The organism is Zymobacter palmae (genome assembly GCF_003610015.1).
Taxonomy (GTDB): Bacteria; Pseudomonadota; Gammaproteobacteria; order Pseudomonadales; family Halomonadaceae; genus Zymobacter; species Zymobacter palmae.
The window spans coordinates 215,558-241,967 of sequence record NZ_AP018933.1 but is presented as its reverse complement, the minus strand read 5'-3'; the positions used below and the strand labels follow the sequence as shown (position 1 = coordinate 241,967).

General features: G+C 56.2%; 23 protein-coding genes. 12 read left to right on the top strand and 11 right to left on the bottom strand.

What is annotated here, in order from left to right:
• Positions 1–82 precede the first annotated feature (82 nt).
• Complete coding sequence (locus ZBT109_RS01050; protein ID WP_027705397.1) at positions 83–1,471, bottom strand: aldehyde dehydrogenase family protein; 1,389 nt, start codon at positions 1,469–1,471, stop codon at positions 83–85.
• Positions 1,472–1,614: 143 nt separating this feature from the next.
• Here ZBT109_RS01050 and ptrR point away from each other — a divergent pair, with 143 nt between their 5' ends.
• Complete coding sequence (gene ptrR / locus ZBT109_RS01045; protein WP_027705396.1) at positions 1,615–2,484, top strand: putrescine utilization regulator PtrR; 870 nt, start codon at positions 1,615–1,617, stop codon at positions 2,482–2,484.
• A 235-nt stretch (positions 2,485–2,719) separates the two neighbouring features.
• On the opposite strand, the gene ZBT109_RS01035 is transcribed toward ptrR, so the two are convergent.
• Positions 2,720–3,511: an SDR family NAD(P)-dependent oxidoreductase gene (locus ZBT109_RS01035; RefSeq protein WP_027705600.1), complete on the bottom strand. Its 792-nt coding sequence runs from the start codon at positions 3,509–3,511 to the stop codon at positions 2,720–2,722.
• Between the two features lie 481 nt (positions 3,512–3,992).
• Here ZBT109_RS01035 and ZBT109_RS01030 point away from each other — a divergent pair, with 481 nt between their 5' ends.
• The 3 genes from ZBT109_RS01030 (at position 3,993) to ZBT109_RS01020 (ending at position 6,306) form a co-directional block, all read left to right on the top strand.
• Positions 3,993–4,601 carry a phospholipase D family nuclease gene (locus ZBT109_RS01030; protein ID WP_051523973.1) on the top strand — a complete coding sequence of 203 codons (609 nt, stop codon included), beginning with the start codon at positions 3,993–3,995 and terminating at the stop codon, positions 4,599–4,601.
• A 183-nt stretch (positions 4,602–4,784) separates the two neighbouring features.
• Positions 4,785–5,255 carry a GNAT family N-acetyltransferase gene (locus ZBT109_RS01025; protein ID WP_027705599.1) on the top strand — a complete coding sequence of 157 codons (471 nt, stop codon included), beginning with the start codon at positions 4,785–4,787 and terminating at the stop codon, positions 5,253–5,255.
• A gap of 241 nt (positions 5,256–5,496) precedes the next feature.
• Positions 5,497–6,306, top strand: coding sequence for a hypothetical protein (locus tag ZBT109_RS01020; protein WP_027705598.1), 810 nt, complete (start codon positions 5,497–5,499; stop codon positions 6,304–6,306).
• A gap of 261 nt (positions 6,307–6,567) precedes the next feature.
• Here ZBT109_RS01020 and ZBT109_RS01015 read toward each other — a convergent pair whose 3' ends face one another.
• Entirely contained in the window at positions 6,568–7,455 is an 888-nt protein-coding gene (locus ZBT109_RS01015; protein WP_027705597.1) for a flagellin N-terminal helical domain-containing protein, read from the bottom strand.
• Between the two features lie 400 nt (positions 7,456–7,855).
• Positions 7,856–8,716, bottom strand: coding sequence for a flagellin N-terminal helical domain-containing protein (locus tag ZBT109_RS01010; protein ID WP_027705596.1), 861 nt, complete (start codon positions 8,714–8,716; stop codon positions 7,856–7,858).
• Between the two features lie 728 nt (positions 8,717–9,444).
• Here ZBT109_RS01010 and ZBT109_RS01005 point away from each other — a divergent pair.
• From ZBT109_RS01005 to ZBT109_RS00995, 3 genes are all read left to right on the top strand, one after another.
• Complete coding sequence (locus ZBT109_RS01005; protein ID WP_038278749.1) at positions 9,445–10,671, top strand: SGNH/GDSL hydrolase family protein; 1,227 nt, start codon at positions 9,445–9,447, stop codon at positions 10,669–10,671.
• 325 nt (positions 10,672–10,996) lie between these two features.
• Positions 10,997–12,451 (top strand): MBOAT family O-acyltransferase, encoded by a 1,455-nt coding sequence (locus ZBT109_RS01000; RefSeq protein ID WP_027705595.1) that lies wholly within the window; start codon positions 10,997–10,999, stop codon positions 12,449–12,451.
• The gene (locus tag ZBT109_RS00995) at positions 12,438–13,811 is read left to right on the top strand and encodes an SGNH/GDSL hydrolase family protein (protein WP_051523972.1); all 1,374 of its coding nucleotides are present in this window, start codon (positions 12,438–12,440) and stop codon (positions 13,809–13,811) included. The genes ZBT109_RS01000 and ZBT109_RS00995 overlap by 14 nt, the downstream gene beginning before the upstream one ends.
• Positions 13,812–13,880: 69 nt before the next feature.
• Here the strand turns inward: ZBT109_RS00995 and ZBT109_RS00990 are convergent, their stop codons facing one another.
• Both ZBT109_RS00990 and ZBT109_RS00985 read right to left on the bottom strand, forming a co-directional pair.
• Entirely contained in the window at positions 13,881–14,711 is an 831-nt protein-coding gene (locus tag ZBT109_RS00990; protein WP_051523969.1) for an HAD-IIA family hydrolase, read from the bottom strand.
• Positions 14,712–14,930: 219 nt separating this feature from the next.
• Positions 14,931–16,283, bottom strand: a complete 1,353-nt coding sequence (locus tag ZBT109_RS00985; protein WP_038278745.1) for an L-cystine transporter — start codon at positions 16,281–16,283, stop codon at positions 14,931–14,933.
• Positions 16,284–16,934: 651 nt separating this feature from the next.
• Between ZBT109_RS00985 and ZBT109_RS00975 the strand changes: the two genes are divergently transcribed.
• Both ZBT109_RS00975 and nfsB read left to right on the top strand, forming a co-directional pair.
• Positions 16,935–17,369, top strand: a complete 435-nt coding sequence (locus ZBT109_RS00975) for a protease inhibitor I42 family protein (RefSeq protein ID WP_051523980.1) — start codon at positions 16,935–16,937, stop codon at positions 17,367–17,369.
• Positions 17,370–17,530: 161 nt separating this feature from the next.
• Positions 17,531–18,181, top strand: coding sequence for an oxygen-insensitive NAD(P)H nitroreductase (gene nfsB, locus ZBT109_RS00970; protein WP_211245195.1), 651 nt, complete (start codon positions 17,531–17,533; stop codon positions 18,179–18,181).
• A 189-nt stretch (positions 18,182–18,370) separates the two neighbouring features.
• Here the strand turns inward: nfsB and ZBT109_RS00965 are convergent, their stop codons facing one another.
• Positions 18,371–18,859 (bottom strand): GNAT family N-acetyltransferase, encoded by a 489-nt coding sequence (locus ZBT109_RS00965; protein ID WP_027705622.1) that lies wholly within the window; start codon positions 18,857–18,859, stop codon positions 18,371–18,373.
• 577 nt (positions 18,860–19,436) lie between these two features.
• Between ZBT109_RS00965 and ZBT109_RS00960 the strand changes: the two genes are divergently transcribed.
• The 3 genes from ZBT109_RS00960 (at position 19,437) to ZBT109_RS00950 (ending at position 21,321) form a co-directional block, all read left to right on the top strand.
• Entirely contained in the window at positions 19,437–20,339 is a 903-nt protein-coding gene (locus tag ZBT109_RS00960) for a LysR family transcriptional regulator (RefSeq protein WP_027705621.1), read from the top strand.
• 149 nt (positions 20,340–20,488) lie between these two features.
• On the top strand, positions 20,489–20,977 hold the full coding sequence (locus ZBT109_RS00955; RefSeq protein WP_027705620.1) for a methylated-DNA--[protein]-cysteine S-methyltransferase: 489 nt from the start codon (positions 20,489–20,491) through the stop codon (positions 20,975–20,977).
• A 113-nt stretch (positions 20,978–21,090) separates the two neighbouring features.
• Entirely contained in the window at positions 21,091–21,321 is a 231-nt protein-coding gene (locus ZBT109_RS00950) for a hypothetical protein (protein ID WP_156934042.1), read from the top strand.
• Between the two features lie 97 nt (positions 21,322–21,418).
• Here ZBT109_RS00950 and ZBT109_RS00945 read toward each other — a convergent pair whose 3' ends face one another.
• From ZBT109_RS00945 to ZBT109_RS00930, 4 genes are all read right to left on the bottom strand, one after another.
• The gene (locus tag ZBT109_RS00945) at positions 21,419–22,798 is read right to left on the bottom strand and encodes an MFS transporter (RefSeq protein ID WP_027705618.1); all 1,380 of its coding nucleotides are present in this window, start codon (positions 22,796–22,798) and stop codon (positions 21,419–21,421) included.
• 383 nt (positions 22,799–23,181) lie between these two features.
• Positions 23,182–24,585 carry a D-serine/D-alanine/glycine transporter gene (gene cycA / locus ZBT109_RS00940; RefSeq protein ID WP_027705617.1) on the bottom strand — a complete coding sequence of 468 codons (1,404 nt, stop codon included), beginning with the start codon at positions 24,583–24,585 and terminating at the stop codon, positions 23,182–23,184.
• A gap of 415 nt (positions 24,586–25,000) precedes the next feature.
• Positions 25,001–25,510 carry a copper resistance protein NlpE N-terminal domain-containing protein gene (locus tag ZBT109_RS00935; protein WP_027705616.1) on the bottom strand — a complete coding sequence of 170 codons (510 nt, stop codon included), beginning with the start codon at positions 25,508–25,510 and terminating at the stop codon, positions 25,001–25,003.
• Positions 25,511–25,630: 120 nt separating this feature from the next.
• The gene (locus ZBT109_RS00930; RefSeq protein WP_027705615.1) at positions 25,631–26,371 is read right to left on the bottom strand and encodes a LuxR family transcriptional regulator; all 741 of its coding nucleotides are present in this window, start codon (positions 26,369–26,371) and stop codon (positions 25,631–25,633) included.
• Positions 26,372–26,410: the final 39 nt, after the last annotated feature.

Below are 26,410 nucleotides of genomic sequence, written 5' to 3'. Positions count from 1 at the left end.
TCGATAAAACCGAACATGGCTTATTAGTGAATGATAATAACACCATCAATACGTCATTGGCATAAAGCAATGCGTATCTGTATCAACGACGATCCTTCCACACCGTCTGAATATTGCAGAACTCATGCAGACCAAAACGCGACAGTTCGCGTCCAAAGCCGCTTTTCTTCACGCCGCCGAATGCGACACGCGCATCGCTGGCACCACTGCCATTGATGAACACGCCTCCACATTCTAGGCGGTTGGCGATCCAGTTCAGACGCGTTTCATCCTTGCCGAACAGCGTGGAAGAGAGACCGAATTCGCTGTCGTTGGCCAATTCCAGCGCATGAGCATCATCACGGACAACGGTGACGGTTGCGACAGGGCCGAACAGCTCCTGACGAAAGCCGGTCATTTCCGGCGTCACATTGGCCAGCACCGTCGGCTGGTAGTAGTTACCATTGCCTTCCACCTTATGCCCGCCGGTCAACACAGTTGCCCCTTCACTCACCGTTTTCTGCACTTGTGCGTCTAGCTCATCGCGCAGGTCGAAGCGGGCCATCGGGCCCACGTAATGCGCCTCATCACGTGGATCGCCCACTTTCAGTGCCTTCACTGCTGCAACGAACCTTTCGGTGAACGCCTCTGCAATATTCTGATGAATGATAAAGCGTTTGGCCGCTGCGCAAACTTGGCCGCTGTTCTGGAAGCGCCCAACGACCGCAGCGCTGACAGCGGCATCAAGGTCCGCGTCCTCTAATACGATAAAGGGATCGGAGCCGCCCAGTTCAAGCACACATTTCTTGAGTGCACCAGCGGCCTGAGCACCGATGGCGGCCCCCGCACGTACACTGCCGGTCACGGTGACCCCTGCGACGCGGTCATCTCGGATCACGCGACTGGACTCATCGTTGGTGATATTAAGCACTTCGAATACGCCCGCTGGCAACGCCGCATCCTTCACGATGCGGTCGATCAGATAGGCGCTTCCCATCACGCTGGGGGCATGTTTCAGCAGGTAGGTGTTACCGGCCAGTAGGATTGGCACCAGCCCACGGAACACCTGCCACAGCGGAAAATTCCACGGCATGACGGCAAACACGGGGCCGAGTGGACGGTACTCAAGCACCGCGTGACCGTTGTCGACCGTCGTCTGCTCGGTGGCTAACATCGCTGGACCATTATCGGCATACCAATCGCACAGGTGCGCAGACTTATCGACCTCGGCGCGCGCCTGAGCAACCGGTTTGCCCATCTCGGCCGTCATCATCTGCGCCACTTCTTCCTTGCGGGCACGCAAGGCATTGCCTAGGGCGCGCAGGGCGTCACCGCGTTCATTTATGGAACGTTCTCTCCACTCACGAAACGCATGATGACTACGGGCCAGCGCCTGATCGGTGTCGGCACTGCTGGCGTACGGATACTGTGCAAGCACTTCACCCGTAGCGGGATTACGTGAAACGGCGTGGGTATCAGTGGATACGGTCATTGCGGGACTCCATACGGCATTCCAAAGGCCAAAGCAGCGGTCAATTCACAGCACTGCCGAAACGAATAGGGCCAGCGTAGCGTGCCTACTTCTTTCTGTATAATGAATAACACTGAAAGGATCATTCACGAAAAGAGAACACTATGGACGTGACCCAGCTGGAGATGTTCGTTGCCATCGTCGATACCGGCAGCATCAGCGCCGCTGCGCGGCGCATTCACCGCGTCCCATCCAATCTGACCACCCGTATTCAGCAGCTTGAAGCATCGCTCGGTGTCCAGCTGTTCATTCGCGAACACCAGCGGCTGCGTCTATCGCCCGCTGGGCACGATTTTCTGTCTTACAGTCGGCGCATACTGGCCCTGATCGCGGAGGCCAAGCAGGCCATCACGGGTGAAGAACCCTCCGGTACTCTGCGACTAGGCGCGCTGGAAAGCACCGCGGCCGTGCGCATTCCTGCCATTCTGGCCGAATTCAATCAACGCTATCCGCGCGTACAGCTCGATCTAACCACCGGCCCATCGGGCGAGATGATCAAGCGGGTGCTGGATGGCTCGCTTTCGGCCGCCTTTGTCGATGGCCCGCTGTCCCACCCGGCACTCGGAGGCATCCCCGTCTTTGATGAAGAAATGATGATCGTCACGCCGAGCAGCCTTGCGCCCGTGAAGCGCGCGCAACAGGTCGATAGACTACCGCTGTATGCCTTTCGCAACAACTGCACGTACCGGCATCATTTTGAAGCGTGGTTTGCTGCCGACGAAGCCGCTCCTGGCCGTATCTACGAGATGGAATCCTATCCCAGCATTCTCGCTTGCGTCGCAGCGGGTGCGGGTGTTGCCCAGATGCCGCGCAGCATGCTGGAGATCATGCCCGGCAGCTCGCAGGTTAACGCGTGGCCGCTGAGTGACGCCTGGCGGTGGATCACCACCTGGCTGGTCTGGCGCCACGATGCCCAGACACGGCAACTGCATGCCTTCACCCAAATGATGCCGCCACCTGAGCGTCCGGACTGAGGCAGCAGGCAGCAGGCAGCAGGCAGCAGGCAGCAGGCAGCAGGCAGCAGGCAGCAGGCAGCAGGCAGCAGGCAGCAGGCAGCAGGCAGCAGGCAGCAGGCAGCAGGCAGCAACAGATTAACGGATACTCATTCACTACTTGCCAGCACAAATGCAACGAGGGCATGGGAACTGGCCCCATGCCCTCGTTATCACATCTAGCGATCACATGCGCTAACGCACGCGCCGGTGACGATCACTCGCCGCCGGAAATGCGGATGTTGACGCCCGTGATGTAAGTGGCGTCGTCGCTCAGCAGGAAGCTGACCGCACCCGGAATTTCGTCGATGCTACCGCAACGACGCAGCGGTACACCGCCGATCATCTGCTTCTCAGTCTGCTTCGGATCGGTAGAAAAATATTGCGTGTTGGTTTCAGACTGCAGCTTGACCTGACGGTCCCACATGAAACCAGGCCCCATCAAGCCAGGGCTTACCGCGTTGACGCGGATGTTGTACGGCGCGAGGTCCTTGGATGCGGTTTCGGTCAGCCCCACCATCGCGAACTTGGACGCACCGTAAGCGGCCATGTTGGGAGGACCACCGACACCCGCCATGCTCGCCATGTTGACGATGCTGCCGGACTTGCGTTCGACCATGTGTGCGGAGACTTCCTTCAGGACGCTGAACGCGCCGGTCACGTTGATATCCATCACGCGAGCGAAGTCTTCGACATCGTATTTGTGTACCGGAGCGAAAGCGCCCTGATAGCCTGCGTTGTTGAACAGCAGGTCGATAGCACCGAAATCTGCGATGACGCGAGCAACAGCATCTTTGACGGCGTTGGCATCGGTAACGTCACAGATATAGGACTCGGCACGCACACCTTTGGCTTCAACCTTGGCCTTAGATGCCGCCAGCTTGTCTTCGACGATATCCAGCAGGGCGATGGAAGCACCTTCTTCCGCCAGACGCAGCGCTGTTGCCAGACCGATATCACCGCCAGCGCCAGTGATCAGCGCGACCTTGTCTTTGAAACGGGTCTTCATCGTCTCACTCCTTGAAGAGAAAATTCGGGGGCGACTTCAGCAGTCATTCTTTCCTACCAAGCCGCTCGCCTTTTTGACGTTATCAGTTTCTTAAAGAGAGACAATGCCGCTAATGTATAACATCCCATTATTGACTACTGGACATATCCGGCCATCGGATTATGGAAAAGGGCAAAAAACCCCAAAAACTGAACCTAAGAACAGGTCAATAACTGCTTTAATTACAAAAGGATAAATAGACACTGCGTACCGTGCAGAACATGTTGAGTCAGCGGCAAAAACGAGTACGCTCCACCGCCACCAGCCGCGACCTGGCGCGTCAAAACACCACAGCCCATACCGTTCCAGCCGAGGTCATCAGCACCTTGCTTACAATACTTGCAGCATGAATCCGCGCCATCGTTGGGGCACACTGAGTCCCGGAAGCCATCTAAACATGACTTTCTCACTCAAAAATAATAACAACAAAAAGAGTACTATCATGAACTTATCCAAACGCCTTTTGACGATGGCTCTTGCCGGCATGATGACGGCCCCTCTCGTTTCGGCCCACGCGGAAACGACGGCCGCCGCCACGACCGAAACGACAAGCACAGTGATGCCGACCATCCGAGTGGGCTTCTCTCCAGAAGGCACGGCCAGCGCACTGGTGCTGGACGTCATCAACAACGCCAAGCGCAGTCTGCGCATGCTGTCCTACGTCATGACCTCACCTGACATCGTCAATGCACTGATCGCCGCCAAGCAGCGAGGCGTTAACATTCTGGTCGTTGCCGACTACAACGTGAACCAGAGTCGCGAAAAGAGCCAAGAATGCCTCAAGGCACTGCTGCGTGCCGGCATCCCTGTTCGCGTCACTAATGCCTACCGCTCCTTGCATGACAAGGTCATCATCGCAGACAAAAACACCGTTCAGACCGGCTCGTTCAACTACGCCTACTCCGCATTCAGCATGAACAGCGAAAACGTTGTGGTCATCACGGACGCACCTAGCGTCACGGCAAGCTTCATGGACCTGTGGCGCTCCCGCTGGTACGGCGCGACGGACTACAGCGTCGACGACAACACCACTGTAGAACGTCATCTGTAACCGTTACCGCACACCGGGCGTCGCTCGGTGTGCTTTTCTTCCCGTACTTTTTTCATTACTGAACGCTTCGCCTCAAGAAGCGTCATTTCCCCATATTGCTTATTTGAAAGCAGGCGTTAGGATTTGACTGACGGCATGGCCTAATCAGCAATGGCCGCTTTTCCGCAGCTCAGGAGTACGCTTGTGATCGAATGGCAGGATCTCCATCACTCTCAACTGACGCCATCTAGCCTCTATACGCTATTGGCCTTGCGCAACGAGGTGTTCGTTGTCGAACAAGACTGTCCTTACCAAGATATTGACGGTGAAGACCTGCTGGGCGACAACCGCCATTTGCTAGGCTGGCGTGACCAACAGCTTGTGGCCTATGCGCGCCTGCTCAAACGTCAGGACGATCATATGCCTGTTGCCATCGGCCGCGTCATCGTTGCCCCGCAGGCACGAGGACAGAAAATTGGTTATCAGCTGCTGACACAGGCCATCCTCAGCTGCGAACGTCACTGGCCGGAACAGGCCATTCACATCAGCGCACAAGCTCACCTACAGGCGTTCTACGGTCACTTTGGCTTCGTCCCCGTAACCGGCCTCTATGATGAGGACGGCATTGCGCATATCGGCATGGCCCGCGGCGAGGACGCGCCCACCCCAGCATGATGTGAACTACAGCGCGCACATGCCCCCAAGCACTACCGCTGACACACCTTGCGCTTCACTCAAGCACTGCGGTCTGACATAAGAAGGCTTAAAAAAGCCTTCTTTGCAGGTCGATAATAGGCATCGTAGTCCCATTCACCTCACGCGAAATATTCGGCGCTCATGGCTAATGCCGGATGTGCATCGCGATACTTCGTTAGCAGGCTTCCCTGCCCACTTTCCCTGATACAGGATACCGCCTATGCCCGCCTCACCTTCTCGCTGGATGAAGCGCACAGTCCTTGGACTCGCGACTGTAGCCACTCTGGGTGCTGTCGGCGCTGCTAACGCTGACGCGTTCAGCGATTACGAAAAGAACATTCAGGCCTTTGCCGAGCAAGCTCAGACCGGCCAAGCACTGCCACGGTTCAGCGATAAAAACACTGCGGCGCTGATCCGCCAGCTAACAGATCAGAAGCGAGTACTCGACCGCATCGACTTCAATAACGATCTAGTGTCGATGCGTGCCATGCAAGGACCCTGCGCGACCGCGAACCAGCTACTGCTGACGTACTTGAGCCATGGCGTCGATCTGTCTGACAGCAACCGTGACCAGGTGATGGAGGGATTGAACAAAAACGGCCAGATCTATCAGGATGAAGTATCGGCAATACAATCGTTCTCTCTGTCGTGTATGAGCCATGTGATGCCCACCATGGTCCGCTACTTCCAGACATCTAGCCCCGCACCGCAGGACATGTCCGAGGAACAGCGCACAGGTATTGTCCTGTTCAGAAAAAGCATCGTTCAGTCCCTTACCGGTACACTGACGGCCGTTCAGGACCCGTCCGTGAAACCGGCGAATAGAGAAATGCTGCTGAAGTCGATGCTGACGGCAATGCCCAACATCGCCCGCGTGCTGCCTCTCGACACCCGCGGACAGCTCAAAGCTGCCGTCGACGAAGCCAAGGCCAATATTCCGGTGAACCAGCACCACTATATCGACAAGATAAACCGTGCACTGACCAATGCTCCATGTCAGAAGGTCTGCCAGATAGTCATTACGCCATAACGAAAAAGGCATCTGCCCAGACTCAACATACCGAGCCCGTGCAGATGCCACTCATACCGTATACACATCATTATTATCCAAGCGCCGCACACAATACCGTCAACTATCGTCATCAACATCAAGCAGCGCAGTAACACATTACATATAAAGATAAAAACAACACCATCACACACATAAAAATTGGTAATTCCACTACTTCCTGCGGATGACGGGACATGCCCGCCACCCGCATAACGACAGCAATACAGTAAAACGTTGCCGTTAGGACTTGAGCAGAGACAGTACGTTCTGCGGTACAGAGTTGGCCTGGGACAGAACGTTCTGGCCAGCCTGCTGCAGAATCTGAGCGGTGCTCATTGCAGATACTTCGGATGCGTAGTCAGCATCAGAGATCTGAGATTTAGCAGCGGACAGGTTAGTTGCCGTTGCCGCGTTGCTTTCTACCGTGGATTCCAGACGGTTCTGCTGCGCACCCAGCGTGCTACGAGTGCTGTCGATGGACTTGATCTGCGCATCGATGGTGGTCAGTGCAGAGTCGCTGACGACACCAGCAGAAGAGATCAGTGCGTTACCGCTGATCGTCTGGTCGCTGCCGCCTTTCAGGGTAGATGCTGCAGAGCGGACGTCCGTCATTTTCAGGTCGATCGTCTGACCGTCAAAGGCACCGATCTGCAGTTTGGTAGTCAGCTGGGCGTCAGTCTGAGCAGTACCGGAGTAAGTTTTGTCGCTGCTACCCAGCAGCTGCTTGCCGTTGAACGTGGTGTCTTTACCGATACGGTCCACTTCCTGCAGGCGAGCGTCGATTTCGTTGTTGATACTCTGACGGTCTTCGTCAGTGTAAGTACCGTTCTTCGCCTGTACGACCAGCTCACGTACACGCTGGAGGTTGTCGGTAACTGCACTCAGAGCGCTTTCAGCAGTCTGAGCCATAGACATACCATCGTTGGCGTTACGGTTAGCCTGTTTCAGACCATTGACCTGAGAGGTCATGCGGTCAGAGATCGCCAGACCAGCAGCGTCGTCTTTGGCGCTGTTGATGCGCTGACCAGAAGACAGACGTTCAATCGCCTGGTTCTGTGCTTTCTGGGATTTATCCAGATTGTTCTGAGTCAGCTGGGAAAGCGTGTTGGTAGCAATTACCTGTGCCATGTGAAGGACGTCCTGTTAGAAATAAAGGTTCTTGGTTATCAAAGCTTATTAAGTGCTTTTTCATATAAAGGTAAGCATTCACTACCTTGCTCCCAAATTATCGGCCCCGATCAGCAGACCTTTATGAATATAGAGGTATCGGAATTTGACAATATGAGTGGCAAAAGCCCTTCAATTCTTGTCATGCCTTGCGTGCTTACTGTGGGACCCCTTCACGATGAAAAAGCGACACTCGGGAAAACAGAGGGTTACTGCTCCCACCCTATAGGCCGTAGCAAAAGCACATCATGCGATAGGCAAGGTCGGCAGGTCGGTCATCGGGTGAGCGACAACGCTTTGCAACGCTCGCAATGAAAGAAAGGCGAAGCGTGAAAGCGGGTCCACGCTTCGCACCACAGGGCTATTTGAGCAACGAGAGCACGTTCTGCTGCGACGAGTTGGCTTGAGCGAGCACTTTCTGCCCCATCTCAAGCTGTATCTGTGCGGTGCTCATGGCAGAGACCTCTGCGGCATAGTCAGCATCAACGATCTGCGAGCGGGCCGCCGACAGGTTAGTTGCCGAGGTTGCGTTGCTGTTGATGATCGACTCAAGGCTATTCTGCTGTGCCCCGAGCGAGCTGCGCGTGCGGTCAACCGCTTTGAGCTGAGTGTCAATCAGCGTCAAGGCGTTGTCCTTCAGCTTGCCATCGGCATCAATCAGTGCGTTGCCCGAACTGGCCAAGTCCGTGCCATCTCCCCCCTTTAGCGCCTTACTAATCGTGCTGACGTCCATCAGCTTTAGCGACAGGGTCTGACCATCGAACGCCCCGATCTGAATATTGACCGATTGTGTATCGCTGGAGCTGCCCAGCAGTGTCTTCTGATTGAAGGACGTGTCGCCGCTGATACGGGCGATCTCACTGATGCGGGTATCGATCTCGTTATTGATGCTCTGACGGTTTTCATCGCTGTAGGTGCCGTTCTTCGCCTGTACAACCAGATCGCGTATGCGCTGGATGTTGTCGGTCACCGTGCCCAACGCGCTTTCCGCCGTCTGCATCATGGAAAGGCCATCGTTGGCGTTGCGGTTGGCCTGCTTCAGGCCATTGACCTGCGACGTCATGCGGTTGGCAATAGACAGCCCGGCGGCATCGTCTTTTGCGCTGTTAATTCGTCGACCGGAAGAAAGACGTTCGATGGATTGGTTCAATGCTTTCTGTGATTTGTTCAAATTATTCTGAACGAGAGAAGAAAGCGAGTTCGTTGCTATTACTTGTGCCATTTATTTCGGCCCCTTATATAGCAGATTCTGCATGTCAGCCGTATTGGCCACCCCTAATGTATACAAGCGCTGTGAACCATCGCCTTCACCCCCTATCGGCGCGCTACTGCGTATCTTTATTGTCGGAAGACGGAGCGGCTTAACACAAAATTAATCAAATGCTAATGACATATTAATAATGCCGTTACTCATCAAAAGCGCTATTTTTATAATAATTGTATGGCATGCAAATAATACGACACTTCATATAAATGAAGAAATAAAACCCTGTCGTTCATCATAATCGTGCATCGTTACGGATGACGGGCTGTTCATCGCTGTCTGGCCTCACAAGGCACGCTCATCGGCAGCCAGGGGAAAGTCGCGCGAAAAGGGAAAATTCAAATGCAAGATACCCACAGTGGGCCACGCTATGAGCCGCCATTGATGGAAAATTCATCGAAATACCAACGAATCGCGGTGTAAAAAGTGCCGCAACGGCCAGACGGCATCGTCACACCACCGAGCATTCATTATGATGATGAGGTAACAGACAGGGTTTTTCTGTGCCCGCCACCTCCGCTACGATACGTTTCGAAAACAAAGACAGCACAAGCGTCCCGCTGAGATCACAGAAGACAGCATGTTCTACCTTATACTCGTGTGCAGGAATGCTGTCCTCGTCATGCACGGCATATGTCGAGATGCGCTTACAGCCCTCAGGAAATGACTCGCAAGGAATAGGCTACATGACCCACCCTACACGACGGCTGGCTCCGCTGCTGACGCTCATCGCACTGCTGGCCGGCTGCCAGCAGGTTTCTGCCGAGGCCAAGGTACGTCCCGCATCGTCTTCTCGTACAAGCGCTTCATCGCCGCATTCCGATTCGCTGTTGGCCACCAATGGTGAGCCCAACCTCAACCGCCTGACCCAGAAGCTGCGTAATGCGCGCCAGCGTTCGGTGCATATCGTGCAGTTCGGCGACTCCCACACCGCCGCGGATTTCTTCTCCGGCCAACTGCGCAGCCGCTTACAGCAGCGTTTCGGCAACGGTGGGATCGGCTTTGTCAGCCCTCTGGGTCTGCCCGGACAGCGCTACGGCAACATTGCCCTACGCAGCACGTCGCGTGATTGGACGCTCGCGACCAGCCGTCGTGACGAACGCCCAGACTTTCCGCTGGGCGGCAGCGTAGCGCAGCCGAAGGGCAACAATCGTACGGTGGCCTTAGAACCGTTCACTCCCGTCGCAGGCAAGTCGCGCGTTCGACTGCTGTATAACAGTGAACGCCAGAACACGCTGATCGGGGCCAGCGGCCAAGATCGACGCGTCATCGCGCTACCGCCGACCAAGAGCAAGTGGGGGTTCAGCTACCCCATCAATCTGGCACTGCCTGCTTCGCTGAGCTTAGCCAGCAGTGCAATGGGAACGCGCATTGGCGGCTGGTACCTTGATGGCCCTGAACAGGGGGTCATCCTGTCTACGCTGGGCAGCAACGGGGCTTCGCTGTCCCTGATGGATCGCTGGCAGGACGGCTGGCAGAGTCAGCTGCGTGCTATCCAGCCCGACATGGTGATTCTGGCATACGGCACCAACGAAGCCTTCAACGATACCCTCAACCTGAACGACTATCGCTCGCTGCTTCAGCAACGTATCCGCCAGATTCGCCGCGAGATGCCCGACGCGGTGATTCTGTTGGTAGGGCCGAGCGACAGCATGAAGGATCGTTCGGGCAATAGCTGTGGCAAGCCCACCATGCTGGACAGCGTTATCCGCATCCAGCAGGACGTCGCCCGCACCGAACATACCCTGTATTGGGACTGGCGCCGTCAGATGGGCGGCGAATGCTCGATCAGAACTTGGCAGGCCCGTGGCGATGCCCGCCCCGACTTCGTTCACCTGACGCGCCCGGGCTATGAAAACAGTGCTAACCGACTCTATCAGGATCTCATGCAAGCGCTGAAATTGACGCCTTGAAGCCCCCGCATCATCTGAATCAGCGTCATCAATGGCCGCCGCTTCCCCACCGGGAGCGGCGGTTTTTGTCATGGGCGTGCACGTGCCGGACATCGTTCATTAATGAATTTAAACAGATGAGCGCGTCGGGAAAGCCAGCGGCTTATACATTCAGGTATGATTCACGTACAACGATCAGGCGACGCGCACACCATACGGATAGACAGGGATAGCCAGCGTCACCTTTTCGACATGATGAGTGCGAAAATGCCATGCTCCATGATCGTCCGTATCGGTGGATTGCCACTGCACTCAGTCATTCATTTCCTATAGATTACAAACGTCAATGAATCTGCTTTCACTCGACTTTGCAGGATACTTTCTGCTCTTCTTCGTAGGCTATTGGCTGCTGCAGCCGTCCTCCTGGCTTCAGAATATCGTGCTGCTTCTGGCAGGCCTTGGCTTCATGACTCTGGCATCGCCGGAAGCACTGCTCGTTCTGTTGGCCTGGACAGCACTGATCTGGCTGTTGAGCCTCTATATAAGGCACGGGGGACGAAGGCGTATCGCCAATGCGCTGCTGATCGGCATGGTGGTGGGGTTCTTCTTCGTCTTCAAGTACTACCATGCCATGCAGGACACCCTTGATCATTGGCGGGCAGCGGTGGGACTGGGCGTTCATTTGCCCATCATGGAAATGCTGGCTCCGCTGGGGCTGTCGTTCTATGTCTTCCATTCCATCAGCTATATTGTGTCGCTTCAGCGCACGGAAGAAGACAAGGGCCGTGGCGCGCTTCCCCGCGAGCACATCAATGGCAACCCTGACAGTTTCTTCGCTCTGCTGCTCTACCTAAGCTTCTTTCCAAGCATCGTCGCAGGCCCCATCAACCGAGCGGCTCATTTCATGCCCCAATTGCTGCCGATGCAGCTACGCCGCATTGAGCAGCCTGCGCGCGCCATCGGTCTGATCGTGCTAGCACTGCTCAAGCTGTTCCTGATCAGTGACTATCTCGACAAACATCTGGTCGCGCCCGTATTCAGCGCGCCGACCAATGCGTCACCGCTAGCCTCGCTGACCGCTGTGCTGGCGTACGCTTGGCAGATCTACATGAACTTCTCGGGGTACACCAATCTGGTGACGGGGATCGCGTTGCTGCTGGGCTTCCAGCTGCCACGTAACTTCAATGCTCCTTATCTGGCGCTTGATCTCAAGGAGTTCTGGGGACGCTGGCACATCAGCCTGTCGCAGTTCATCCGCGATTACATCTATATCCCACTGGGCGGCAGCCGCTGCGGCCTGCTGCGCCAGAACGCCAACGTGTTCATCGCGATGGTGCTATCGGGCATCTGGCACGGGGCGGGGCTGAATTTCGTGCTGTGGGGAGCACTCCACGGCGCAGGACTGGTAGTGGTTAATCTGTTCCAGCAGGGCCGCAAGGGACCACACGGCAAGCGCTGGCTGACCTTCCCTGCCCCCATCGCACGCCTGTTCACCTTTGCCTTCATCTGTCTGACGTGGGTGTTCTTCCGTGCCAGCAACATGGACGATGCCACCACTCTGCTGGATAACATCGGGCACATCACGCCAAGCATGCTTGTTCATCCCAGCGCACTGATCATGTGGGCTTTACTGCTGATCGTGATGAGCTATCACTGGCTGGAAAAAGGCAAGCTGGCACTGTGGAACGGCCTGTCCCGACTGCCGCTGTGGGCGTATCCGCCCTGCCTGATTGTCACCATCACGCTTATCTTCATGCTTGCACCAGCAGGAACGCCGGGGTTCATCTATGCCAACTTCTGACCGCAACCAACGCCGCGCTTATGCGTGCACGTTGAAACGAGCAGCCGGAATACTGGGTATCGCCCTTACCACCGGCGCCGGCCTGCTTTGGCTCAACCAGCAGGCGATTGAACGCTACTGGCAACAGACGCGCCATGCACCGTCACCCTTCAGCGATATATCGCTAGCAGGCTGGCAGATCGGCGCCCAGCTTGAAGACGCACTTCGTAGCCATCTTCAGCGGGCCGAACAGTGGCTGGCACCGGCACAGGATATTGCCGCAGATACGCCGCTGGTAGACAGCACCGAAACCGACAGCGACGATGGCAACGGCGATCTGCCTGACGCCACACCCACCGCGCCAGCTATCGAACCGAATGGTCTGGCGATGGACGATATCGGCGGACAGCCCGCTCGCGACGGCACTCCGCTGGACATGTCCGTGCCTCATGCGGGTTCAACGCTAGCGCCGCAGACGACACCGACACCTCCGGTGACGACGCCGGCAGAGCCCGTGGCGCAGCAAGTGCCACCGTCCTCCACACCGGCCCTACGCGATGAGCATACACATGCCATCCTGCTGACACCGCAGGACCGTGTCCTATTCATCGGCGACTCGATGATGCAGGGGGTCGCCCCTCACGTCATGAAAACGCTGCTGAAGCAGTACCACGTTCAGAGCACCAATCTCAGTCTGCAAAGCACCGGTTTGGCATACCCCGGCGCATTCGACTGGCCGGGCACGCTGCGTTCAACACTGTCCAGTGCCACGGACATCAAGGTGCTGGTGGTGTTCCTTGGCCCGAACGACCCGTGGGACATGCCGAGCCGCGCTCGCGGCCCGTACCTGAAGTTCAAGAGCCCTGCATGGGAAGCGGAATACCGTCTGCGCATCCGCAGTATTCTTGAACAAGCCAAGGCGCGTGATATTGCGGTGATCTGGATCGGTCCTCCCGCCATGAAGCGCGTCGCACTATCAGAGGGCGTACGTTTCCTCGACACGCTCTATCAGAGTGAAGTCGAAGCGGCAGGCGCATCCTATATCGCTGTCGATGATCTGTTTGGCTATCAGGACCACCGCTACAGCGAACCGGTCATGCTAAACGGCCGTCAGGTGAAGCTGCGCAGCGATGACGGCACACACTTCACGGTGACAGGCCAGAAGCTGATCGCCCGAGCGGTGCTCTCGCTGCTACAGCCCGCGCCGGAACCCGTGCAGGTTGAAACCCCGGCAGCCCCGGCGGAAACTACACCAAGCGGACCACCCGCACAGACATCGACCAGCAGTGCAGCCCGGCAAGTATTCTCCGATCCCACCGCCACCGCACCCCGAAGGGACAGAAGCGCCGACGCCGCGCAGGTGTTCACACCGCACCCATAGGTCTCATACAAAAGCGGCGGCCCCCGAAAGGAGCCGCCGCTTTTGTGATGCGCCATCAGGCAAGGACGATCATTCTTCCTTGGTCATCTTTTCCGCCTTGTTCTGACGTGCGCCTTTGCGATTACCTTCATCCAGCAGATCGGCCACGGAATTCAGCACTTCTTTAGGACGGAAGGGAAAGCGGTCGATGCTGTCACGTGATGAAATTCCGGTCAGCACCAGCACGGTGTACAGCCCTGCCTCCATCCCCGCTACCACGTCGGTATCCATGCGGTCACCGATCATGCCGGTGCCTTCCGAATGCACACCCAGCTTGTTGAGCGCCGAGCGAAACATCATCGGGTTCGGCTTGCCGACAGCGTACGGTTCACGTTCGGTGGCCGCCGTAATCAGCTTCGCGACGGCCCCCGTGGCCGGAAGATCACCTTCAGGGCTGGGCGTGGTCACATCAGGGTTGGTCACGATAAAACGCGCACCGCGGTTGATCAGTTGGATCGCTTTGGAAATCGCTTCGAACGAGTAGGTACGCGTATCGCCCAACACCACGTAGTCGGGATCGACATCCGTCATGATGAAGCCCGCCTCGTGCATTGCCGTGGTCAGACCCGCCTCGCCGACAACATAGGCCGAGCCACCGGGTGCCTGATCCTTGAGAAAATCGGCCGTTGCCAGCGCCGATGTCCACAAATTGTCTTCCGGCACGTCGATACCGCAGCGACGCAGACGAGCGCTAAGATCGCGCGGCGTATAGATGGAGTTATTGGTCAGCACCAGAAACGGTATGCCTTGAGCCCGCCACTGTGCGACCAGTTCCGGGGCTCCTGGGATGGCTTCGCCCTCGTGCATCAGCACGCCATCCATATCCGTCAGCCATGATTTGACCTTGTTGCGTGTCGTCATTGCCCTACCTCGTTTCATCCAATGAAAGCGATAGCGACTGCAAGCCGCTCACCGATGCCGTCCCAACCACGGCGACACCCTTGTTTTGCCAGCATAGACCTTTCCCCGCCTGCCTACACGTACAGGAGTTCCGTATCACCGCAACGAAAAGGCCGCCCTTACGGACGGCCTGTAGGTATTGCTTTATAAGCGTGACCGATCGACAGACAGCAACCTGCGTCAGTCCTCTTCGACCTTGCGTGTCATGCCCAACCAGCGACTGGAAACAGCCCCTGCGGTCATCGCCCCGTTCACGTTGACGGCCGTGCGCCCCATGTCGATCAACGGCTCAATAGCGATCAGCACCCCAGCCAATGCCAGCGGCAGGTTCATCGTCGACAGCACCACGATAGCCGCGAATGTCGCGCCACCGCCCACACCGGCAATCCCGAACGACGAAACAGCCACAACGCCGACCAGTGTGAAGAAGAAGGAGGGGGTCATCGGGTCGATGCCGACTGTCGGTGCAATCATCGTCGCCAGCATCGCCGGATACAGCCCGGCACAACCGTTCTGCCCGATGGTCGAGCCGAAGGTCGCAGCGAAGTTGGCAATAGCTGGCGCAATGCCCATACGCTCGGTTTGGGTTTCAATGCTGAGCGGGATAGAAGCCGCACTGGAACGCGAGGTGAACGCAAAACTCAGTACCGGCCATGCACGGCCAAAGAAGCGTTTCGGTGAAATGCCGCTCAACAGCAGGAACACAGCATGCACGACCAGAATCAGCGCCAGCCCGATATAAGACGCGACCAAGAAGCGCACCAGCTCAAGAATTTGCTGCCAGTGCGAAACGGCAACCATATGCACCATCAACGCCATCACCCCATAGGGCGTCAGACGAATAACGATGCGCACCAGCCGCAAAATCCACGCCTGTACCAGCTGAATACCCGCCATCAATCGTTCACCGGCTTCCGGCTCGTCACGACGCAGCATCAGCGCGGCACCGCCTAAAAAGGCCGAGAAGATCACGACACTGATGATGGCCGTCGGGCTGGCCCCGGTCAGCGCGGCAAAAGGGTTGCTCGGAATGAAGCTGACCAGCATCTGCGGCACGCTCTGATCACCGAGTTGCCCCGCTTTGGCGACCAACGCCTGACCACGCGCAAAGGCCTGTGCGTTATCTGCCAGCCCTTGCGCTGTCAGCCCAAACACATGTGCAATGCCAATACCAATCGCCGCCGAGATGGCAACGGTAATCATCAGCATAGCGAGCACCGACAGGCTGATGCGCCCCAGCGCCCGCGCATCGTTCAAACGTGCAATCGCGCCGAGAATTGACACCATAATCAGAGGCATGACGATCATCTGCAGCAAGCTAACGTAACCGCTACCAACCACGCCGACCCAAGCCAGTGTGTCCTTGATGATGGGCGAATCGGCACCGTGCAGCGCCTGTAGCCCCGCGCCATACAGTACCCCGACCACCAGCGCGATTAGCACCTGACGTCCCAGCGTCAGTCCCGACCGCTGACAGCGATAGAGCCCATAGATCAGCAGCAGGAAAATCAGGCAGTACAAGATAATAAGCATGGCAACCTCTATCGTTCCAAAAGCAACGGATAAGAAAGCACTGATGGCGAATCCCAGCCCCTTCTTGATGACGCATCCTTGATAACAGGAGTATGGCCCATTTTGGGCGACATACTTTTGAGAACGGAATAGCCTAATTCTTGACACTTTTAGTTTGAAACACCGTCTAGTTCCATCGCTATCGCTTTTGGTTATAAAACAGCATGCACGGGCTGTCATTTAGTGGGCCATGCGAATCAGCGCGAAGTAACCACCTTGACGACACCTGAACAACCAAAGCAACGGCAATGTAACGTCGTGGTAGGTAGGTAGGTAGGTAGGTAGGTAGGTAGGTAGGTAGGTAGGTAGGTAGGTAGGTAGGTAGGTAGGTAGGTAGGTAGGTAGGTAGGTAAAAAGTTTGGGAGCACCCGCCGTATCTGGCAACAGACATGAGTCGCTATTACCAAATCCGGTTACTGCAGTGGCCTGCTATTCTCATAACAGCAACGTCACTATTGTGATGACAGCGAGGCGGCCGTTGCGTCAAGCATCGTTCAGCCTCGTGTCGAGTGCGGTAGCACTTATCCGCACAGGGAACCGATCGCGCAATCGCGCGTCAGAACGGGCATATCACCGGCAGCACTGCTGTCCCAAGCGACAAGGATATTCATCATGATCAAATCACTTCTTTCAGCGACAGGTATCATCGGCAGTGCACTACTGCTGTCTGCATGCAGCAGCTCTGGCACCGATACAGGTGCGAGCCAGCCCGCACAGCTCACCCCACTTGTCGTAACGGGTCAGGACAACTGCCAGAACGTCAGCCTGAAGCAAGGCCAACCGCTGGTCGTGCGCTTTGAAAGCAACCCGTCCACGGGCTATCAGTGGTCGCTGCTGCAGGAGTCGTCGATCCTCCAGCTCGAAGGCAGCCATTTCGTCGAGCCACGCAATGAAGACGGCAAACCACCAATGGTGGGCGCACCGGGCGTGCATGAATGGCAGTTCTCCACACGCCAGAAAGGGCTGGACACGCTGGTCTTCACCTATCAGCAGCCGTGGGAACGTACGTCATACCGCAAGGTGGAATGCCACGTCAGCGTAGAATGAGCGTGACGTCGCATGGGAAGGCACAGTGCCCAAACATTACGTTAGGGAAATAACGCTTTCCATAAACTCGATAGCGTGTTAATTATTGTGTATACCAACTATTCCCACGGCAGATGTCCGTCTGCCGTGGCGTGATGCACGAATCATTTGGAGCTGCCTTTATGTCTATGGATGTTGTTACTGCATCGGAAGCGCGATTTACCGCCAAGAAATACGATGCCAGTCGCAGGATCGATGCGGCAACGATGGATAAAGTTGAAACGCTGCTGCGCACGGCACCGTCGTCGGTCAACTCTCAGCCGTGGCACTACATCATTGCCGGCACCGAGCAAGGGCGCGATCTGATCGCGCAGGCGGCCGATGGCAACTACGCCATGAACTTCGAAAAGATCCGCCGCGCTTCACACGTCGTAGTCTTCTGCGTGCGTGACGATATGGACGAAGCGCACATGCAAGCCATTCTGGATCAGGAAGACAAAGACGGCCGCTTCTCGACCGAAGATGCGCGCAGTGCGATGGACAAGGGCCGCCACTTCTTCGTCGGCCTCAACAAACCGCGCATGCAGGACTGGATGGCACGTCAGGTCTATCTGTCACTGGGTTATACCCTGCTGGGCGCGGCCGCACTGGGCCTCGATAGCACTCCGATCGAAGGTATCGATGTCGACCGCCTCGACGAGCTGCTCGGACTGCGTGAGAAAGGGCTGCGCAGCCTAGTCGTGCTGCCGCTCGGCTATCATGCCGAAGACGATTTCAACGCCAAGCTGCCGAAATCCCGCCTGCCGGCCAAACAGATCATCACGCACATCTGACAAGCCACGCTTTACCCTAAATGAAAACGGCAGCCGTTCCTAAGAGTCGGCTGCCGTTTTGTTCTGCCATAGTCTTGCTGCTACATAGTCGTGCTACTAACTACTAGGGAACCCACATTCCTGCTTGATGCGTACTACAACTTCTCAACACTACTTCTTTCCTGCCCTTATCCGCCTACCTGCCACTGTCTATCCCAGAAGCTCTGGCAGCTCGTGAATCAGACGAATACGGCCCGCTGTATCTTCCTGTACGTCTTCCTGCTCCTTGAAACCCAGTCGACGCGTCATCGCCAGCGCTGCCTTATCGTCACGACAAACATCCAGCGTGACATGAGAAGCGTCCATCCAGTGCGACATGCCGCGCTTGAACAGCGCTAGGCAGATACGTTCACCAAGACGTCGCCCACGAAATTCGGGGTTAACGACCAGCAAGCTGACGTGCAACATACCAGGCTCCTGCTGCAGGATCTGACCGAACGCCATCACGTCATGATCAGTCGCCATGACCAAAGGCAGCGACTCCTCAAGGTCGACCTGCGCCCACAGCGCGTCGGCGTCGATAGGCCATGCCCAGCCAGAACCCGCCCAGCATTTCAATGCCGCTTCGCTGGGAATCCAGCCAATGATGGTGTCCAGATCCTCACGCACGATATGACGAAGAGTCCAGCTTGAAATCATGGGCGCTCACTCATGGTCGACGACGGCCGATAGCCATCGCACAGGGATAAAAGATGGAAGCCTTTCTCCACCAACGCTTCCTTATATGACAACGGCATTTGTTGAGGAATATTCACCTGAATCTTCCGTCAGGTCGCCGTCATACGGGCGCTGGAGCGGAAAAAACCCTCATTTTTCCTTAATACCTACCGATATAGTCTGGAAGAAAATCCACTGTATCCGTTCGCGCCGCAGCCATGCCCCAACGCAAGGATGCCAGGGGTCTGCCTCCTGCCTTTGCGACTGCTAGGAAGGCGGTATGCAGAAGGGGCGGTACAGTATCTCGCGTTCGGGTACCGCCGTGGCGAGTGGTGGAAGCACAGCGATATCGCTTTCATTCCACGATATTCGATAAACGTAGTGAACAGCTGTGCCCCCGACGCCGATAGTGACTCAAGGGGCCTTCTCTTTTCGAGACATCGCACGCTCATGTCATGAACGCCTCTCCCTCTCCGTGTACGAGACCAGCATGGCATGCCCTCCACGCCGTCAGCACATCGGCAATGGGCAACGTGCACAGACCCAAGAGTATATTTTCATGATAAAGAGCACCTATCTCAATGACTTACATGCCTTTGCCAGCGTGGCGCGGCATCAGAGCTTCCGTAAGGCGGCTCAGGAACGCAATGTCTCTGCCTCTGCCCTGAGCCACTCGCTGAAAAATCTGGAAGATCGGCTTGGCGTTCGCCTCCTCAATCGCACCACGCGAAGTGTCAGCGCCACGACCGCCGGTCAGCAACTGCTAGCACGGCTTGGTCCAGCGCTGCAGGAAATCGACGAAGCCCTCGACCATATCAATGAATTCCGTGACACACCGTCCGGCCTGGTGCGCCTGAGCATCCCTCGCGCGGCAGCGCAGGTTGTTCTTGCCCCGCGTCTGGCCGAATTCAACCGCTGCTATCCGCATATTCAGCTGGAAATCGTGACCGACTGCGCAACCACTGATATCACCAAGGAAGGCTTCGATGCAGGCATCCGCTTCGGCAACTGCGTCTCATCAAACATGACCGCTGTCCAGCTGCTGCCCACGCCACGCATGGTAGTAGTCGGCGCGCCGGACTATCTGGCTGCGGTTGGCTATCCAGAAGACCCTCGCGACCTAGCACGCCATATCTGCATCGGCCGCCGCTTCCCGAGCGGGGTCGTGTATGCATGGGAATTCACCAAGGATGATGAAACCATCGCCATGCAGGTAGAGGGCCCATTGCTGCTAGACGACGACGTACTGATGGTGCGCGCGGCCCTCGACGGGGCAGGACTGGCCTACGTTCACCGCCCGATTGCGGCGCCGTTCATTGAACACGGTGAGCTAATCGAGGTCCTGAGTGAATGGCACCAGGATACGGATCATTTCCACCTGTTCTATTCAAACGAAGCGCCGGCATCACCGCCCTTGCAGGCCTTCATCGACTTCATCAGCAGCGCCTCTCGCGAACAGTAGGCCCACGTTCGCGGTTCCTCTCCAGCCCTCCGATGCACCACTGCAACATTCCAGCAGCCAGTGCATCGGTCGGCCGCATGATCTTTGCCTTCTTCCCCACTATGATTCATGGTATCCCATTGGCCCATACGGTCATTCAGGAGCTCACCATGCGCACGCATTTGGATATCACGACGCCACTGGGCGACATGCGCCTTATCGCCGAAGACGATCAGCTGTACCGCATCGTCCTCTCGACGGCCCATGTAACAGACGACACTTTCGGCACGGCAGCAAACACGCCGGTACTGTGCGAAGCCGCTAGGCAGATGGAAGAATGGCTGCTAGGGCAGCGTACGCACTTTGAGCTCCCCCTAGCCCCGTTCGGCACCCCTTTTCAACGGGCCGTTCGGGATGCAATGCTAGCCATTCCTTATGGTAGAACGTGTCACTATGGCGGCATTGCACAGCAGGTAGGCTCGCCCCGCGCCGCACGTGCCGTCGGACTGGCCTGCCGCAACAATCCCCTGCCGATTGTCGTACCGTGCCATCGCGTACTCGCTGCCGATGGCGGGCTGGTCGGCTACAATGGGGGACTGGATATCAAGCGTCACTTGCTGGCATTGGAAGCGCGTATCATGAAGGCCACAACGCCGTAGCGCTGGACACTTGCCAGAGCATCAGCAGCTCTTTTCAACGGGCGGTACATTTGCAAGGGCAGCCTTCACACGCTCCGCCTCCATCCATCAGCCAACGAATGGACAACCTGCATATGCGTGAAGACTATGACAATGATTCGTTTCGTGTAATTTCCTTTGAGGAGATGCATCGCTACGCCCACGAAGAAGGCGTTGTCAGTGCCGACAAAATGGCGCTGATCATGACGACCGACATGGGCTTCACTCACTGCTACCGCAACGATACCGCCCAGCGGTACGAGATCTGCAATACGGCAGATCTTGACCAACAACAGGCGGACAGCACGCTGGTACGCCTGCGCTGACCCCAAACAGCACCAAGCCACTCCCGATAGAACAAAGCCCCTACCATGACATGCATGGCAGGGGCTTTGTTATGAAGAGCAGGTCAGATCGACAGGATCAGGCCTTGGCTACCTTCTGCTGTGGCGATTCGATACGGGGCAAAGTAAAGAGCGCTTGAATCGTCATACCGATGATGAACACACCCATGATCATATAGGTCGGCTCGAAACCAATGGTTTCGTAGCTGAAGCCCATCAGCGTGGACAGCAATACTGCACAAATCTGCTGGGAGCACTGAAAGCTCACCAAGTAGACCGTAGAGGTGTAACGGCTATCGAACGACGGTGCGATGTACTTGAAGGTCGAGACGATCAGCATTGGAACGTCAATAGCCTGCATCAGCTTGAGCGCACCCGCCATGATGATGCGTGCATGCGTTTGATCCGGATGCGGGAAAAAGACCGTGACCAAACCTGACATGAAGATACGGAAAGCCATGATGACGCCGGCCAACAGCAGACCGTTACGCGCACCGATGCGATTGATGATCCACGGCATGATTAACAGTACAGAAGCGTCGCAGCACAGCTGGATGGCCAGCAGAATACCTGCCACTTTCTTACCGCTACCTTCCTGAAGGTCTGCCAGATTCACCATATTCTGCGCCTGCTGAAGCTGCTCGCTCGTACCGCTTACGGTATGTGCTAACAGGTCACGCGCATGCGTCAGCTGATCGGCCGAGAACGTGACGAATAGCTTGGCAAAGTAGTTGGGGAACTGCTGGTCGTACAGCATGAAGCCGCCGCTGGCAGCAAAGAGAAACAGCGTCAGCAACCAGAAACGAGACAGCTTGAACAGCCCAAAACTCTGCACCAGCGAGTTGGTACGCTCTGCGTAGCGACGCTCTTGATCCGGTTGAAGCTGACGAGTGTCGAGAGAGATCAGAATCAGGACGAACAGCACACCGGCCGCAGAGGTGATGTAGTAGCAGATCTGGGGGTTAATATCGAGGAAGAAACCTACGGTACTGGCAGAGAAGGCATAGCCCAGCGACCCCCATAGACGAGCGTTGCCGTATTCAAAACCGATATGGCGCGAAGCGCGTTCGCAGTAGGACTCTACCGTCCCGACCCCCCCAACCATCACGATCCCGAGATAGAACGCCAGCAGAATGGCCGACGCAATAAACGACACGTCGCGTGCGAGGAATACAAACAGGTAGCCCATGACCGGAGAGCAGAGAATCATCCCGGCGCCCAGCCACATCAGAAGCTTCTTGGAGGTACCCAAGTGATCCTGCAGTACCCCGAACAGCGGTGCGCTAAAGAGCGCGACGAGAGCAACCAGTGTATAGATCGTACCGATCTGCTGTGGCGTAAATCCAACCACCTGCTTTACCCACGCCTGCAACAAGGCATAACACGAGGCAAAGGCCAGATAGAACAGCAGCAGCAAGCCGCTAAAGGAAAGATAGAAACGTAAGACAGATGATTTCATACAGTCAGTATCCCGGACGGTTGGGGTCAACTCTATTGTAGGCTGCACAGAAATTGCCGCGAGCTGGCGATTCGGTCATGCATTCAGGTTATCACACGAATACCGCTGATGCCGGACAGAGGGCTTCGTCTTCCGATGGCGCCACAGCACAGAAGTGCCGCGTGGAACGGCTCGCACAGACAAGCCCGCCCAAAGAAAGAATTCCCTTCACTGGCATCCTTATCCTGCGGCATGAAAACCGTACCGGCAGGATAAGGATATATGACACTGCCTCGCACCCTATGCAACGAATTAGTGCACGCTCGGACCGATGAACACGAGGTCTCTCCATTGAATATCGGCTTGTCGAGCGATGCGTGAAGCCTGACGCACGACCATAGCCATCAGGCTGCGGAACGGCGACGCAGGCGGATGACCAGATAGCTGATACCCAGCAGGACAAACCAACCGGGGGTGATCAGCAGCGCCTGGCGCGTATCCGGCTGCAGCCACAGCATCACGATGATGGCAGCGAAACCGATCAGACAGACCACACTCATAACAACGCCCATCGGCATGCGGTAGATGGAACGGGCATGACGGTCTGGGTGCTTGTGGCGGTAGGCCAGATACGAGCACAGGATGATCGACCAGATAAAAATGAACAACAGCGACGAAATCGTGGTGGCCAGCGTGAACGCTTTCATGGCACTGGAACTGAGCAGGCAGGCAATCGAGCCCAGCAGCAAGCAGGCACAGGAGAACAGCAACCCATTGGCGGGAATGGCAACGCGCGACAGACGACCGAAAGCACGCGGGGCATCCCCCTTATCGGCCAGTCCATACAGCATGCGGCTCGTCGAAAAGATACCGCCATTGGCCGAAGACGCTGCGGACGTCAAAACGACGAAGTTGATGATGCTGGCCGCTGCCGGCAGCCCCAGCATGGAGAACAAGTTTACGAACGGGCTGACGTCAGGGTTGATGTTCCACCACGGCGTGATGCTCATAATGATGGCGAGTGCGCACACGTAGAACATGATGATGCGGATCGGAATGGCATTGATGGCCTTGGGCAGCACCGTTTCGGGGTCTTTGGCTTCTGCCGCTGCCGTTCCCACCAGCTCGATCCCTACGAACGCGAACACGGCAATCTGGAAGCCCGCGAGGAACCCGCTTATCCCCTTCGGAAAGACGCCGCGCTCCCACAGATAGGCGACAGAGGCGGGGGTTCCATCAGTCGCAGTAAAGCCAAAACCCAGCATCCCAATACCCACAACCACAAGTGCCACGATGGCAACAATCTTGATCAGTGCGAACCAGAACTCCAACTCACCGAACATTCTTACGGCGATGATGTTAAGCCCCAGCAGCAACCCGATGCTGCCCAGTACCGGAATGATGCTCGGCAATCCTGGCATCCAGAAATGGATGTAGTTGGTGATGGCCACTACATCAGCCATGCCGGTCACCACCCAGCAGAACCAATAGGTCCAACCGGTGAAGAACCCCGCCCACGGTCCCAGCAGATCCGCTGCGAAATCACTGAAGGAGTTGTATTCAAGATTACTCAGCAACAGCTCACCCAGCGCTCGCATAACGAAGAACAGGATGGTACCGATGATGGCGTACACAAGCAGGATCGACGGCCCCGCCAGAGAGATGGTCTTTCCCGACCCCATGAAAAGGCCGGTCCCAATGGCGCCCCCGATAGAAATGAGCTGAATGTGACGGTTGGTCAGGGTCCTTTTCAATTCCTGCGGTGGTGCCTGATCGGCATCCACTGCAGACGATGGTCGGTCGGTCATGAGAAATCCTTGGTAACCATGCACCGGCCCGCGCAAAGCAAGGCCAGCGTTACTGGGTGAAAAAATAAGGGTAATGGCTTTCTATCATAACTGTTTCTGCCTATTGACACGCAAACGAAGTGCCAAAAGACGCGGCTTTCACAGCTATCAGCCCTCACATTAGCTGGCATCGCTCAGCAAGATTAACCGTTTCATGTGCCACGACCTACAACACCATCAACATAACTCGATGATATGGAAAGAGTAAATTAGAGAAAAGTCCCGACAAGGAGAAAGAAAGGTGCGTACGGTGGCTCTACTGCGGTTGATACAATGAAGACGCTCCACCTGCACTTAGCACCCCAAAATCAATGCTTGGATACAGAAAAGGCTGCCCTTTCTGGGGCAGCCTTTCGATTACACGAGGGTGAACGCATCACTGAGTGACACGCGTCATCGAGTAGTCTTTTTTCGAGAGGGTCAGCGTAATGGACTCACCGCTACCCTGTTTTTCCAGCAGCTTCAGCGTATTGTCATCGGTACGCTGATAGTAAGATGCAGGTTCGCTATCGTCATCCGGCATCAGGTGGTACACCACGGCCTTGGGATCTTCAGAAGACCCTGTCAGCACGGCGAACAACCCTTTGACGTTGAACGTATGGTTGTTGCCATCGTCCTTGGCCCCCAGATAGTTCTGCGTCAGGGTGAAGCCATCCGGCTGACCGTCTTGAGTGAAGTTGAGCGTCAGCTCGTTGCGAATGCCATCGCAGTCAGCGCACGGCGCCGTACCTGCAAAGCGCTGTTGTACGCCCGCCTTCGCTTCCTGCTGGCCCGGTGTGGCCGTCTTACTGGCATCGGAATCACCGCCGTTGCAGCCAGCAATTGCCCCGATAGAAAGGCATGCTGCAACCAATGCCCCTGTGAACATCAAACGTTGTTTCGCCATGATTGCGTTATCTCCTCAAAGCAACTGCCTACAGCATTGTACCTGTTCGGCGACTCGTCAATGTCGTGAGGGGCTTTGGCAGGCCACAATTTCGTTTTACTGCCTCATTGCGCTCATCCGCTAGGCAGGATTCTCGGCTAACAGGTGCATGTCGGACGCTTTCTTGATCGCATGCTTGGCATTGACGGCCTTGAGCTTGGACACCACGTTGCGCATATGAAATTTCACCGTGCGCTCGGAGATGTTGAGAATCACGGCAATCTCTTCATAGGTCTTGCCGATGCTCGCCCAATGCAGCACTTCGTTTTCACGTTCCGACAACGGATTGCGAAGATCGCGGGCAAAGAGGAAGCCTGCTGCCCCAAAATGCGCCACGTAGCGTTCGTGTGTATCGAGCAACTGCATCTGCAGACTGGCGCGATTCTTGACGATGAGATGGTTGAACGTGTCAGCATCATGGCTGTGATTGCAGATGTGCAACGTCCCCATGTTGCCGTAGTGATCATGCACCACGAAGGTATAACCCGCCGTAATACGGTAATGCTTGGCAATATCGAAGATGTTGCTGCATTCCGCCCCCATCGTGGCGGCCGTGTCCCATGCAAACGGCGTCACCCGATGTCGTGCCGTTTCGATAACGGAATCGATCCGGTACAGCTTTTCTGCACAGTAGCGCTCGTAGTACTCACGCGGGAAATTCGAAATGATCTCAGGTTGGACAGCCCCTTCCCGAGGCAGTGAATAGTAGGCGAATTGATCAAGGCCTAGTGCACTCAGAGCTTCGGTCAGTGTCGAAAAGATTTCTTCATAGAAGGCATCCTTGCCCGACGCATTTACTTTGTCTTCCACTTTTTCCTGCATGCCACTATCCCTTGTGCAATGTCATGAGAATCGACCGAC